The following is an 11,915-nucleotide window of genomic DNA, read 5'->3' as shown; positions in this document are numbered from 1 at the left end:
AGATGTGTATAAGACACAGGGGCGGTGCTGGCCGCGATCGCGCTCGGGCTGCTGAACTCCTACGCCGAGTTCTGGTCCGACGCCTCGCTGGCGAAGGTGATCGTGTTCGCCGTCATCATCGCGTTCCTGCAAGTGCGGCCGCAGGGGATGTTCGTGCTGAGGTCGAGGGTGCTCACATGATCAAGAGACATCTGCCCTTCGCGGCCGTGGCCGTGCTCGCGCTGGTGGCGGCGCCGCTGCTGCTGGAGCCGTTCCGGCTGGGGCTGCTGGCGAAGTACCTGTGCTACGCCATCGTCGCGCTCGGGATCGGGCTGGCGTGGGGGAAGGGCGGCATGCTCACGCTCGGCCAGGGCGTGTTCTTCGGCCTCGGCGGCTACTCGATGGCGATGTACCTCAAGCTGACCGAGGGCGGCGGGCTGCCCGACTTCATGGTGTGGAGCGGGGTGGAGAAGCTGCCCGCGCTGTGGGTGCCGTTCGCCAACCCGGTCTTCGCCGTCACGATGGCGGTCCTCGGGCCCGTGGCGATCGCGCTGATCCTCGGCACGCTGGTCTTCAGGCAGCGCGTACGCGGCGCGTACTTCGCCATCCTGACCCAGGCCCTGGCCGCCGCCATGGTCATCCTGCTGGTCGGCCAGCAGGGCCTGACCGGCGGCACCAACGGCATGACCAACTTCTTCGAGCTGTTCGGCCAGGACCTGGCCGAGGACTCCACGCAGCGGGTGCTCTACCTGGTGGTCGCCACGGTGCTGGGCGTCCTCTACCTCCTCACCCGGCAGCTCGTGAACAGCAGGTACGGCAAGCTCCTCGTCGCGGTCAGGGACGGCGAGGACCGGGTGCGCTTCCTCGGCTACGACCCGGCCCTGGTCAAGACCGTCACCTTCGCCGCGTCGGCGGGCATGGCGGGGCTGGCGGGCGCGCTGTTCGTCCCGGTCGTCGGCATCATCTCGCCCGCGCTGCTCGGCGTGGTGCCCTCGCTGGAGCTGGTCGTCGCCGTGGCCGTGGGCGGGCGGCACGTGCTGGCGGGGGCGGTGCTCGGCGCGGTCGTCATGGGCTACGCCAAGACGGCGTTCAGCGAGCAGTTCGCCGACGGCTGGCTCTACCTGCAGGGCGCGCTGTTCATCCTGGTCATGACGCTGGCGCCGAAGGGCATCGCCGGCATCGCGAGAGGCGTCGCAGGGAGGTTGCGCAGTGCTCGAGCTACGTGACGTACAGGTGGTGTTCGACGGGTTCCGCGCGCTCGACGGCGTCGACCTGACGGTGCCGGAGGGCGAGCTGCGCTTCCTGATCGGCCCCAACGGCGCGGGCAAGACCACGCTCATCGACGTGATCACGGGCCTGACCAGGCCGGCCGCGGGCAGCGTGCGGTTCGGCGGCCACGACCTCGTGGGCCGGAAGGAGCACCAGATCGTCCGGCTCGGGGTCGGCCGCACCTTCCAGACCTCGGTCGTGTTCGAGGAGCTGACCGTGGTCGAGAACCTGGATCTCGCGGCCAGCTTCCGCAAGCCCCTGTGGTCGCTGGCCAGGCGGCGGAGGGGCGTCACCGAGGCCGTCGAGGAGGCCCTGGCCAGGACCGGGCTCGAAGAGCTCGCCGAGCGTTCAGCCGGCGTTCTCTCCCACGGCCAGCGCCAGTGGCTCGAGATCGGGATGCTGCTGGCGCAGCGGCCGCGACTGCTCCTGCTGGACGAGCCCGTGGCCGGCATGTCGAGGGAGGAGCGGGAGCGTACCGGGGAGCTGCTCACCCAGATCGCCGCCGACCACACGGTGATCGTGGTGGAGCACGACATGGAGTTCCTGCGGCGGCACGCCTCGAAGGTGACGGTGCTGCACGAGGGCAAGGTGCTCGTGGAGGGGTCGGTGGACCAGGTCAGCGGCGATCCGCGGGTGCAGGAGGTCTATCTGGGGAGGAGACCCAGCGATGCTGTCAGTGAGCGGCCTTGAGTCGGGGTACGGGCGGGCGCGCGTGCTGTTCGGCGTCTCGCTGGAAGTCGAGCCGGGCCAGCTGGTGTGCGTCATGGGACGCAACGGCGTCGGCAAGACCACCCTGCTCAACACCGTGATGGGCGTGCTGCCCGCGACGGCGGGCCGCATCACGTTCGACGGGCGCGACGTGACCAGGCTGAAGCCGCACGAGCGGGTCCGGCTCGGCATGGGCTACGTCCCGCAGGGCCACCAGTGCTTCCCCCAGCTCTCCGTGCTGGGCAACCTGCTCGTGACCATGGAGGCGGCCAAGGAGCAGCGGGCGGCCATCGACGAGGCGCTGGAGGTCTTCCCCGCGCTCAAGCCGCTGCTGAAGCGGAGCGCCGGGCACCTGTCCGGCGGCCAGCAGCAGCAGCTCGCCATGGCCCGCGCGCTGGTGACCAGGCCCAGGATGCTCATACTCGACGAGCCGACCGAGGGCATCCAGCCCTCGATCATCCTGGAGATCGAGGCCGCCATCGAGCGGCTGCACGCCTCCGGGCTGGCCGTGCTGCTCGTGGAGCAGTACCTGGACATCGCGCTGCGGCTGGCCGACACGTTCGTCATCCTCGACGGCGGGCACGTCGTGCGTACCGGGACCGCCGAGGAGCTGCACCGCGACGACGTACGGCGGCTGCTGGCGGTCTGAGCTGCCCGGGCGGCGCTCAGGCGCTCGGGCGCTCAGCTCAGCGCCAGGAGGGCGCGGGCGTTGGCGCCGCCCTGGCGGTCGCCGGTCGCCTCGAAGACCTCCAGCGCCGCCGCGGCCAGCTCGCGGGCCCGGCCGGTCGCGCCCTCGGCCCGGTTCACCTTGGCCAGGGTGAGCAGGGCCTGCGCGTCGAGCAGCCGGTCGCCCAAGCGCACGGCGATGCCCCTGGCCCGCTCGGCGGCGGCCCTGGCGTCCGGCTTGGCGGCCTGCGACAGGTAGACGGCCGACAGCTCCAGCAGCGTGTCCGCCTGCCGGTGCCGGTCGCCCAGCTCCCCAAGGTGCTCGACGGCCGCCACCAGGCGCTCCACGGCCTCGTCGAGCCGGCCCGCGCGGCGCAGCACCGTGCCGAGCACCCGCTCGGCCTCGGCGGCCTCCCGCTGGCTGCCGGCGCTCTCCAGGCAGGCGAGCAGGGCGCGCTCGGCCTCCTCCAGACGCCCCCGCTCCAGGTGCACGCGGCCGAGCCGGCGCCTGGTGTGGTTGACGTCGCGGGCCCGGCCCCGCCCCAGGAACATGGCCAGCGCCAGCCGCAGCCGCTCGTGCGCCAGATCCCACTCCCGCTCGGCCAGGTGCAGGTCGCCCTGGTCCAGCAGGATGAGCGCCTCGCCCCGGTCGTCGGCCGCCCGCCGCGCCGACTCCAGCGCCACCCCCGTGACGGCCCGCCAGTCGTCCAGGAACCGGTGGCGCTCCAGGTAGGGCCCCAGCAGGTGCGCCAGACGCCAGCACGGGTCGTCCAGCCCGGCCGCGTTCAGGTCGGCGACCAGGCTGACCAGGAACGCCCGCTCGGCCGCCAGCCACTCGACGGACTCCCTGATGTCCCTGGTGGCCACGGCCGTGGCCGGATCGCCCGACACCAGCGAGAACCGTGAGGCCTGCACCCTGGCCAGCACCACGTCCGACAGCCGCTCCAGCACGCCGGGGACCGGCTGCTCGCGGGCGAACAGCCGGGTCAGGTCGTGCAGCCGGTAGCGGATCTGGCCGGCCACGTCGACCCCGTGCGTCTCCAGCAGCCCGGCGTCCACCAGCGCCTCCGCGTGCCCGCCGAGCCGCTCGGTCACCCAGTCCGCGAAGTCGGGCGCGGACAGCGCGCCCAGCCCGCGCAGCGTCCGCTGGGCCGGCTCGGCCAGCCCGTCGAAGCCGATGGCGAACACGCTGCGCACCGCCTGGTCGCCCGCGTGCAGCCCGTCGAGCCGCTCGTGCTCGTCCTCCAGCAGGCCGACCAGGTAGTCGGCGGTCCACTCCGGCCTGGCCGCCAGCCGGGACCCGGCGATGCGCAGCGCGATCGGCAGCGCGCCGCAGAACCGCGCCAGCCTGCGCAGGGCGTCGTCCGCCGACCGGCCCGAGCTCCTGACCAGCAGTTCGAGCGCGTCGCCGTCGTCGAGCACGCCCACGGACAGCCGCCGCGCGCCGGTCAGGCCGCCCAGGGACGACCGGCTGGTCACGACCGTCGGGCAGGACGTCAGCAGCGGCCGCACCTGCGCCTCGCCCGCCGCGTTGTCGAGCAGCACCAGCAGCCTGCGGTTGGCCGCGTACGTGCGGAACAGCCGTTCGCGCTGCTCCAGCGAGGCGGGGATCGCCTGGGCCGGGCAGCCCAGCCAGCGCAGGAAGTCCTCCAGCACCGCCGCGGGCGCCGTCGTCTCGCGCAGGTCCGCGTACAGGATGCCGTCGGGGAAGTCGTCCCGCTGCCGCCAGGCGGCGTGCACGGCCAGCGCCGACTTGCCCGCGCCGGCCTGGCCGTGCACCACGGCCAGGTCGCCGACCACCCGGTCGAGCAGGTCGGCGCGGCCGGTGAAGTCGGCCACGTCGGGCGGCAGCAGCACCGGAGGGCCGGCCGAGACGTGCAGCGAGACGTCGTCGTGCAGCATGCGGTGGTAGAGGAGCTGCAGCTCGGGGTCGGGCTCGATCGCGTGCCCGCCGTCGAGCTGGTCGCGCAGCACCGCGTACGCCGCCAGCGCGTCCACCCGGCGCCCGCTGCGGTAGAGGGCCAGCATGTACTGGCCCCGGAAGCGCTGCCAGAGCGGATGCTGCTTGGTCAGCCGCCGCAGCTCCGCCAGCAGCTCCCGGTGGCGGCCGGCGTCCAGGTCGGCCTGCACCCTGCGCTCCAGCGCCAGCAGGCGCAGCTCCTCCAGCTCCTCGCGCAGCCGCCGCGTCTCCACCCACCGCTCGCCCTCGGGGTCCACGTCCTCCAGGACCTCGCCGCGCCACAGCGCCAGCGCCTCCTCGTAGGACTCCCGGTCCACCAGCAGCCGGAACCTGTCGACGTCGAGCTGCCCGTCGCCCAGGCTCAGGACGTACGAGCCGGAGACGGTCGTGATCACGTCTTTACCGACGAGCTGGCGGAGCTGGCCGACGTATCCGCGGACGAGGGAGTCGGAGCGGTCGCCGCCCTCACGCGGCCACAGCAGCCTGCGCAGCCGCTCGACCGTCATCGGGCGGCCGGCGTTCATCAGGAGCATCGCCAGCAGGTCGCGATGCTTCGGCACGGTCGGGGTGCGATCTCGGCCCTCGCCGTCGCGAACCTCGAGCGGCCCCATGATGCGAAATTCCACGCGACCTTCCTTCGAGGAGGAGACGTCGATCAGAATGGCATACTTGATGGCCGCGCTCACTTCTTCGGACCCGCATCGGCTCGGGCGATACTGGCTGGCCGGCCGGCTCGGCGGGGGCGGCCAGGGCGTCGTCTACGACGCCTACGACGAGGCCGGCGAGCGCGTCGCGGTCAAGGTGCCGCGCTTCGACAGCGCCGAGTCCAGGGCCAGGCTGGCGAAAGAGGCGGCGGCGGCCCGGCGGGTGGCGTCGTTCTGCACGGCCAGGGTGATCGAGGCCCGGACGGACGTGCCCGCCCCCTACATCGTCAGCGAGTTCGTCCCCGGGCCGAGCCTGCGGCAGGTGGTCGCGGAGTCGGGCCCGTACGGCGGGGACCGGCTGCGCCGCCTGGCCATCGGGGTCGCGACCGCGCTGATGGCCATCCACCGGGCCGGGATCGTGCACCGCGACCTCAAGCCGGACAACATCATCCTCGGCCCCGACGGGCCGCGCGTGATCGACTTCGGGGTGGCCCGCGAGGCCGGGCCGACCACGTCGGGGCCGCTCATGGGGACGCCCGGCTACATGGCGCCGGAGGTGCTCGCCGGGCGGGGCGCCACCGGGGCGGCGGACCTGTGGGCGTGGGGGATGGTCGTGCTGTTCGCGGCGCACGGCCGCGACGCGATCGAGCCGGGCGAGCCGATGGCGGCCGTCACCCGCGTGCTCGGCTTCCGCCCCAGCGCCGACGGGCTGCCGGAGCCGCTCGGCCCCCTCGTGACCGCCGCACTCGCCCAGGACCCCGCCGGCCGCCCCGGCGCGAAGGCGGTGCTCCTGGGCCTGCTGGGCGAGGAGGAGGACGAGCAACCCGCCGAGGCCCTGCTGGCCAGGGGCGGCACGCTGGCCGGGGAGCTGACCGGCACGGCGGAGCCCGGCCTCGGCGCGGTCGCGGAGGAGCTGTTCGCCGAGCTGACCGACGCCGAGCGGGCCGCCGTCCCCGAGGTCTTCCTGCGGATGATCGACGGCGACGCGCTCAGGCCGGTCGGCCGCGCCGAGCTGCCCGGCACGGAGGCCGTGGACGCCCTGCTGGCCGTGCTCACCGCCGCGGGCCTGCTCACGCACGGCGGCGACGGGTACGCGCTGGCCCGCCCCGGGCTCGTCCAGGCCTGGCCCAGGCTGCGGGAGTGGGTGGCGGCCAACCGCGACGGGCTGCCCGTGCACCGCCGCCTCGCCGACGCCGCCGCGCTCTGGGAGAGCCACGGCAGGAAGCAGGCGGACCTGCTGCACGGCTCCAACCTGGACAGGACACTCAAATGGGCGGCCACCGAGCGCAGGGACCTCACGCTGGCCAGGCGGGAGAGCGAGTTCCTCGACGCCGCCGCCGCGCAGGTGCGGCTCCGGTCCCGGCGGCGCGGCCTGCTGGCGGCCACCCTGGCCGTGCTGCTCGCGGTCGCGCTCGGCGGGCTCGGGCTGGCCGAGCACCTGCGCAGGGAGACCGGCCGCCAGCGCGACGACGCCCTCGCCAGGGAGCTCGCCCTGCGCGCGGCCGACCTGCGGCAGACGGAGCCGCCGCTGGCCAGGCTGCTGAGCGTGGCGGCCTGGCGGCTGAGCCCCGGGTCGGCCGAGACGCGCGGCGCGCTCTACGACTCGCTCGCGCAGCCGGTGACCGACGCGTTCACCGACCCGTACAACGGGACGGACTCCGTGTACGGGCTCGGCCACGACGGCCGCCGGCTGGTCGCGGTCCAGGAGGGCGTGGCCAGGATCTGGGACGTGCCCGCGCACCGGCAGCTCCGCGAGCTCCCCGGCGTGGGCGCGAGCGTGCGCAAGGCCGCGCTGAGCCCCGACGGCCGCACCCTCGCCCTCCAGGACGACCAGGGCGTACGGCTCTGGGACGTGGCCACGGGCCGCCAGGACGGCGACCGGTTCGGCGGGCCGGGCGACGGGGCGGGGGAGCTGGAGTTCGACGCGACCGGGCGGCTGCTGTCCGTCTCCGAGGGGGTCGCGGCCGTCGAGCGCTGGTGGGACGTCGCCACCCGCCGCCCGCTCACCACCCCGTCGGGCCTCGGCCTCGACGCGGTGAGCGCGGACGGCCGCTACGGCCTGGTGGCCGGCGGCGCGAAGGACCGCGCGCAGCTCTGGGACCTGCGGGCGGGCCGGCGGCTGCCGGCCGGCTGGCTGCCGCTGCGCTCGAACCTCCTGGAGGGCGAGTTCAGCGCGGACGGCAAGGCGCTGGCCGTCACCGCGAACCAGCCGGCGGGCGGCAGCGCGCTGAGCGTCCGCACGCTGCCGGACGGCGCCGTGCTGATGGGCGGCGAGTCGGGGGACGCGGTCGAGTTCGGGTTCGGCGACCGGTTCGTCATCACCTGGGCCTACGGGCAGGATCTCGTGATCAGGCGGCGGCCCGGCGGCGAGATCGTGGTGCGCCGCCGCCCGCCCGGCCCCGTCGCCGATCTCCGCGTGGACGAGGAACAGCGGGTGCTGCGCCTGCTGAGCGACGGCGGGAGCGTCCACACGCTGGACGTCTCCATGCTGTTCGACCCCCAGCTCGCCAGGGGCGACGACCATGGCCGCTTCCTGCTCGGCCCCGGCGCGCGGGCGCTGGCGGCCAGGCAGCTCGACGGGCTGACGCTCAGGGACCCGGCCACCGGCCGGCCGCTCGCGCCCGCGCTGCCGTGGACCGAGCGCCACCCGGCGCTGGCGTTCAGCTCCGACGGCCGGCGGCTTGCCGCCTCCGACGGCCCGACCGTCCGCGTGATCGAGGTGGGCACCGGCAAGGTGTCGGCCGGGTTCGCGGTGCCGGGCGCGAGCGGCGTCGACGCGCTCGCCTTCAGCCCCGACGGCCGCACGCTGGCCGTCTCGCCCGCGGCGGCCGACTTCACGGTCCGCCCGGTCGAGCTGTGGGACCTCGGCCGCCGCTCGCCGCGGCTCGTCACGGCCGTCCGAGGCGGCGCGGTCGCCTTCCGCCCCGACGGGCGGCTGCTGCTGACCGGCATGTCGCCCACGCCGGTCGATCCGGCGACGGGCGCCAGGCTGCCGTCGGGACCCGGGCTCGGGCGGCTCCTGGGCGGCTACGCCTTCAGCCCGGACGGCGCCCAGGTGGTCCTGTCCGGGCCCGACCGGCTCTCCCTCTGGGACGGGGCGCTCAAGACGCAGGCCGGGCTGTTCCCCGCCGTGCCCGGCTCCTCCGTGGGGGAACTGGCCTGGTCGCCGGACGGCCGGACGATCGCCACGTACGAGTCGGGGGCCCGGGTCCGGCTCTGGGACGTACGCGCCCGGCAGCCGCTCGGCCTCGTGTTCGACGGCATGACGGACCTCGCGACGGGCAACGAGTCGATCGCGTTCTCCGCCGGCGGAAGACGGCTCTACAGCGTCGCGTCCGACGGGACGCTGCGCGCGCACGACCTCGACGAGGGGCACATGGCCGCGGCCGTCTGCCGGCGCGCCGGGCGCTCGCTCACCGCCCAGGAGTGGGCCCGCCACCTGCCCGGGATCGAGCCGTTCGGCGTGTGCCCGTAGGGCCGGTCGCTCTCGGGCTTCTGTTTGCCCGACGTCGCCGCCAGGCAAACAGAAGCGGGTTCAGCAGGAGCCCGGGACGGTTTCCCGCTGCACTTCGACGGAGGGCGCCTCGCCCTCGTGCGGCGGCAGCGCGGAGGCGATCATCATGGGATCGTGCGCGGTGCCGCGGATTCTCTCCAGGAAGTCGGCCCACGAGGTCTGCACGGTGAGCGCGGTGATCGAGTACCACTGCCCCGCCATCCCGGGATCCTCGCCTTCGAGCGAGACGGGGACGTCCCACTGCCCGGACGGCCGGACGGTGTCGACCCGGTAGAACCGGGTCTGCTTCGTGCGCGGCAGGCCGGTCGTACGGCGCACCGCGACCAGCAGGGTCGAGCCCTCCGGCAGGGTCGCGGTGCCTCTGACCATGGGACAGGCCGCCGCGGTGGCTCCCGGCCCGGTCGCGGGCGCGGTGATGGCGAGTCTCGACGCGTCCTCCTTGCCCTGCGCCTGGCTGATCCGGACCACGACGCTCGGCAGGCCCAGCGTCGTGGTCATGCCGACGATGGCGGTCGCCCACTTCTTTCTGACGCTCCACATCCGAGGAGCGGACCCGACGTCGTGGTCGGGTTTCCCATTCTTGGCCATCTCCGGTAAATCCCCCAATCTTGGGCGAATCCCCCCGTATTTCACGGAGTGTCCCGATGTATGACATAGGCCAAAGTAGCGCCGTTGTCGGGTTTTACCGACAAATGCTGCGACTTATGAGTCTTTGGCGCGGTTAGTTAGAGGGCGGTTACCACGCACCCGAAATGGGGTAGTGGTTGCCACTACTCATACCCAAGATCGCTCGTGTAATCCCTGGTGAAAGGGTGTATCGAGAGCGACTTGACTGTCTTTCCCGAAGTCGATGATCGGGAAAGAATTGTTACCCGTTCAGGTATTATCGGGAATTGGAGGCGTTAGTCCAGAGTTGCGCCGACTGCACGATTTCCTCAAGGCTGTTGCTGTGCGCGCCGTGCCAGTACACCTGGCCGCATTCCCGGCACCGGCCGTACGCGTCGTAGCTGCGCCTCGTCCCGGACTCCAGCAGCGGCGCCACCTCCTCCTTGGTCACCGGCGCGAGCTCGCCGTTGCACGCCGTGCACCGCGTCCACGGGCGCAGCGAGGGGGAGAAGCGTTCGAGCAGGTCGCGGAGCTGGTCGGCGGGGCGGGAGCCGCGCACGTACGCGCCCAGCCACAGGGCGCGGCGGCGCAGCAGGCCGCGGTCCTGCGTGAGCAGCACCCGGCGCTCCTCGTTGGCCTGGACCACCAGCGCCGGGTCGTCCATGTCGTTGTGATAGGCCGCGTCGAGGCCGAGCAGCCGCAGCCGCCGCGCGAGCGTGCCCAGGTGGACGTCCAGCAGGAAGCGCGGCTCCGCGGGGAGCTGCTGGGGCCTCGGCACCGGATGGATCTCCACGACGTCACCCGGCGTGAGCAGGTAGGAGGGTGCCACGCCAGAGCCCCGCATGATCATCGGGCCCACCTCGGTCAGCGGGATGCCGATCGACTCGACGTGGTGGCCCAGCGTGGAGGTGCCGTCCGGGGTCACCTCCTGCCATTCCGTGCGGCGGCTCGCCGGCAGGAACATCATCAGCTCCGGGGCGATGCGCAGGCGTGCGTCCGGTTCGGTCACGATGTCCATTCTGGTGGACCGGATACCGTGAATTCATGCCGATATCCCGCCGCGCCTTCCTCGGGGCCCTACCCGGGGCCTGCCTGGCGCTCGCCGCCGGGTGCTCGGGCTCCGGCGACGGGCCCAGGGAGCTGCGGCTGGCGACGGGGCTGGCCGGCGGCCCGTACGGCGCGCTCGGGGACCGGCTGGCCGAGGAGCTGCGCCGTGAAGGGATCGGCGTGCGGGTGCTGCGTACCGCCGCCAGCGTCCAGAACCTGACCATGATGACCGACGGCCGCGCCGACGCCGGGTTCTCTCTGGCCGACAGCGCCGACGACGCCGTACGCGTGCGCCACCAGGCGGTCTCCGCGCTGGCCCGGATGTACATGAACTACGTCCACCTGGTCGTCCGCGAGGACGACCGGATCGCCTCGGTCCAGGAGCTCGCCGGGCGGGCCGTGTCGCTCGGCGTGGAGGGCTCGGGCACGGCGGTGACCGCGGCCCGCGTGCTGGCCGCGGCCGGGCTGGAGCGGCCGCCCCAGGTCGTCAGGCTGGGCCTGGACGCCTCGATCGACGCGTTGCGCGGCGGCCGGATCGAGGCGTTCTTCTGGTCGGGCGGCGTGCCCACCCCCGCGCTCGCCTCGCTCGACGGCATCCGGCTCGTGCCGCTGGAGTCGCTGGTGCCGGTGCTGCGCCGCGGGTTCGGCCCCGTGTACGAGCACGCGTCCGTCCCCTCGGGCGCGTACGGCGCGACCCGGCCCGTCGCGACCGTGGGCACCCCCAGCTACCTGATGTGCCGGACCAGCCTCCCCGACGACCTGGCCCACACCATCACCGAGACCCTCTTCCGCGCCCGCGACCGCCTCCAGGCCCCCTCGGCGCCCGGCGGCCGCCTCGACGAGCGCTACGCCATCGGCACCGGCGTCGTGCCCCTCCACCCCGGCGCCGCCCGCTACTACCGCTCGGTGTACGGCTGACCCAGACGCTGTTACGCCCGATCCGTGCCCGCCCGATCCGTGCCCGCCCGATCCGTGCCCGCCTGGCCGGTGCCAGCCCGATCCGTGGCGTCCAATGGATCCGGGTGCGCCTGATCCAGGCGCAGCTCCACGACCAGCCCGTGCGGCACGGCGGGCAGCAGCCGCAGGCCGGCCCCGCACGCCCTGGCCAGCTCGGCCGCGATGGCCAGGCCCAGCCCGCTGCCCGGCACGTTGGCGTGGGCACCGGAGCGCCAGAACCGGCCCAGCGCCTCCGACCGCTCCTCCTCGCTCAGCCCCGGCCCGTCGTCGGCCACCCGCAGCACCCCGTCCAGCAGGGTCACGGTCACCGTGCCGCCCTCGGGGACGAACTTCTGGGCGTTGTCCAGGGCGATGTCGGCGATCCTGGCCGCCGCCTCGGGAATCTCCGCGGCCTCGGGAACGTCCAGCTCCAGCCGCACCCCCTTCGCCGCGTACACCTGGCTCTTATACACATCTCCGAGCCCACGAGACCCTAAGACAGCTCGTATGCCGTCTTCTGCTTGAAAAAAAAAACAGCATCAGCGCGAGACTTCGTCAGCACCCAGGTTGGGCGCAGCGTCCGGGT

Annotated in this window: 9 protein-coding genes and 1 pseudogene; 6 read left to right on the top strand and 4 right to left on the bottom strand. The window is 73.7% G+C overall.

Annotated elements, in window-relative coordinates; all coding sequences use genetic code 11:
- Positions 1-18: 18 nt before the first annotated feature.
- The 4 genes and pseudogenes from ETD85_RS53635 to urtE form a co-directional block, all read left to right on the top strand.
- Positions 19-180 (top strand): annotated as a pseudogene (locus tag ETD85_RS53635) (urea ABC transporter permease subunit UrtB); the annotation flags it as partial.
- Positions 177-1,205: an urea ABC transporter permease subunit UrtC gene (gene urtC, locus ETD85_RS53630; protein ID WP_138697573.1), complete on the top strand. Its 1,029-nt coding sequence runs from the start codon at positions 177-179 to the stop codon at positions 1,203-1,205. The pseudogene ETD85_RS53635 and the gene urtC, both read left to right, overlap by 4 nt.
- Positions 1,189-1,938: an urea ABC transporter ATP-binding protein UrtD gene (gene urtD, locus ETD85_RS53625; RefSeq protein ID WP_138697572.1), complete on the top strand. Its 750-nt coding sequence runs from the start codon at positions 1,189-1,191 to the stop codon at positions 1,936-1,938. Before urtC ends, urtD begins: the two co-directional genes overlap by 17 nt.
- A complete protein-coding gene (gene urtE, locus ETD85_RS53620) occupies positions 1,916-2,605 on the top strand; it encodes an urea ABC transporter ATP-binding subunit UrtE (protein ID WP_138697571.1) in 690 nt (229 codons plus the stop codon). The genes urtD and urtE overlap by 23 nt, the downstream gene beginning before the upstream one ends.
- A gap of 32 nt (positions 2,606-2,637) precedes the next feature.
- Here the strand turns inward: urtE and ETD85_RS53615 are convergent, their stop codons facing one another.
- The gene (locus ETD85_RS53615; RefSeq protein ID WP_138697570.1) at positions 2,638-5,208 is read right to left on the bottom strand and encodes an AfsR/SARP family transcriptional regulator; all 2,571 of its coding nucleotides are present in this window, start codon (positions 5,206-5,208) and stop codon (positions 2,638-2,640) included.
- A 34-nt stretch (positions 5,209-5,242) separates the two neighbouring features.
- Between ETD85_RS53615 and ETD85_RS53610 the strand changes: the two genes are divergently transcribed.
- Positions 5,243-8,701 carry a WD40 repeat domain-containing serine/threonine protein kinase gene (locus ETD85_RS53610; protein WP_170247342.1) on the top strand — a complete coding sequence of 1,153 codons (3,459 nt, stop codon included), beginning with the start codon at positions 5,243-5,245 and terminating at the stop codon, positions 8,699-8,701.
- Between the two features lie 60 nt (positions 8,702-8,761).
- Here ETD85_RS53610 and ETD85_RS53605 read toward each other — a convergent pair whose 3' ends face one another.
- Positions 8,762-9,280 (bottom strand): hypothetical protein, encoded by a 519-nt coding sequence (locus ETD85_RS53605; protein ID WP_138697568.1) that lies wholly within the window; start codon positions 9,278-9,280, stop codon positions 8,762-8,764.
- A 343-nt stretch (positions 9,281-9,623) separates the two neighbouring features.
- A complete protein-coding gene (locus ETD85_RS53600) occupies positions 9,624-10,364 on the bottom strand; it encodes a Mut7-C RNAse domain-containing protein (RefSeq protein ID WP_138697567.1) in 741 nt (246 codons plus the stop codon).
- A 26-nt stretch (positions 10,365-10,390) separates the two neighbouring features.
- Here ETD85_RS53600 and ETD85_RS53595 point away from each other — a divergent pair, with 26 nt between their 5' ends.
- A complete protein-coding gene (locus ETD85_RS53595) occupies positions 10,391-11,311 on the top strand; it encodes a TAXI family TRAP transporter solute-binding subunit (RefSeq protein ID WP_240780018.1) in 921 nt (306 codons plus the stop codon).
- A gap of 11 nt (positions 11,312-11,322) precedes the next feature.
- Here ETD85_RS53595 and ETD85_RS53590 read toward each other — a convergent pair whose 3' ends face one another.
- Positions 11,323-11,802, bottom strand: a complete 480-nt coding sequence (locus ETD85_RS53590; RefSeq protein WP_240780017.1) for an ATP-binding protein — start codon at positions 11,800-11,802, stop codon at positions 11,323-11,325.
- Between the last annotated feature and the right edge of the window lie 113 nt (positions 11,803-11,915).

Source organism: Nonomuraea zeae, from assembly GCF_005889725.1.
In the GTDB taxonomy this organism is placed as follows: Bacteria; Actinomycetota; Actinomycetes; order Streptosporangiales; family Streptosporangiaceae; genus Nonomuraea; species Nonomuraea zeae.
Note: the sequence above shows the minus strand (reverse complement) of the source record. Positions and strands in the feature narration are given on the sequence as shown.

Excerpts from the sequence above, each read along its gene's own strand:
- ETD85_RS53595 (WP_240780018.1), top strand. The coding sequence starts at position 10,391 with ATGCCGATATCCCGCCGCGCCTTCCTCGGGGCCCTACCCGGGGCCTGC.
- ETD85_RS53610 (WP_170247342.1), top strand. The coding sequence starts at position 5,243 with ATGGCATACTTGATGGCCGCGCTCACTTCTTCGGACCCGCATCGGCTC.
- ETD85_RS53605 (WP_138697568.1), bottom strand. The coding sequence starts at position 9,280 with ATGTGGAGCGTCAGAAAGAAGTGGGCGACCGCCATCGTCGGCATGACC.
- urtE (WP_138697571.1), top strand. The coding sequence starts at position 1,916 with ATGCTGTCAGTGAGCGGCCTTGAGTCGGGGTACGGGCGGGCGCGCGTG.
- ETD85_RS53600 (WP_138697567.1), bottom strand. The coding sequence starts at position 10,364 with ATGGACATCGTGACCGAACCGGACGCACGCCTGCGCATCGCCCCGGAG.
- urtC (WP_138697573.1), top strand. The coding sequence starts at position 177 with ATGATCAAGAGACATCTGCCCTTCGCGGCCGTGGCCGTGCTCGCGCTG.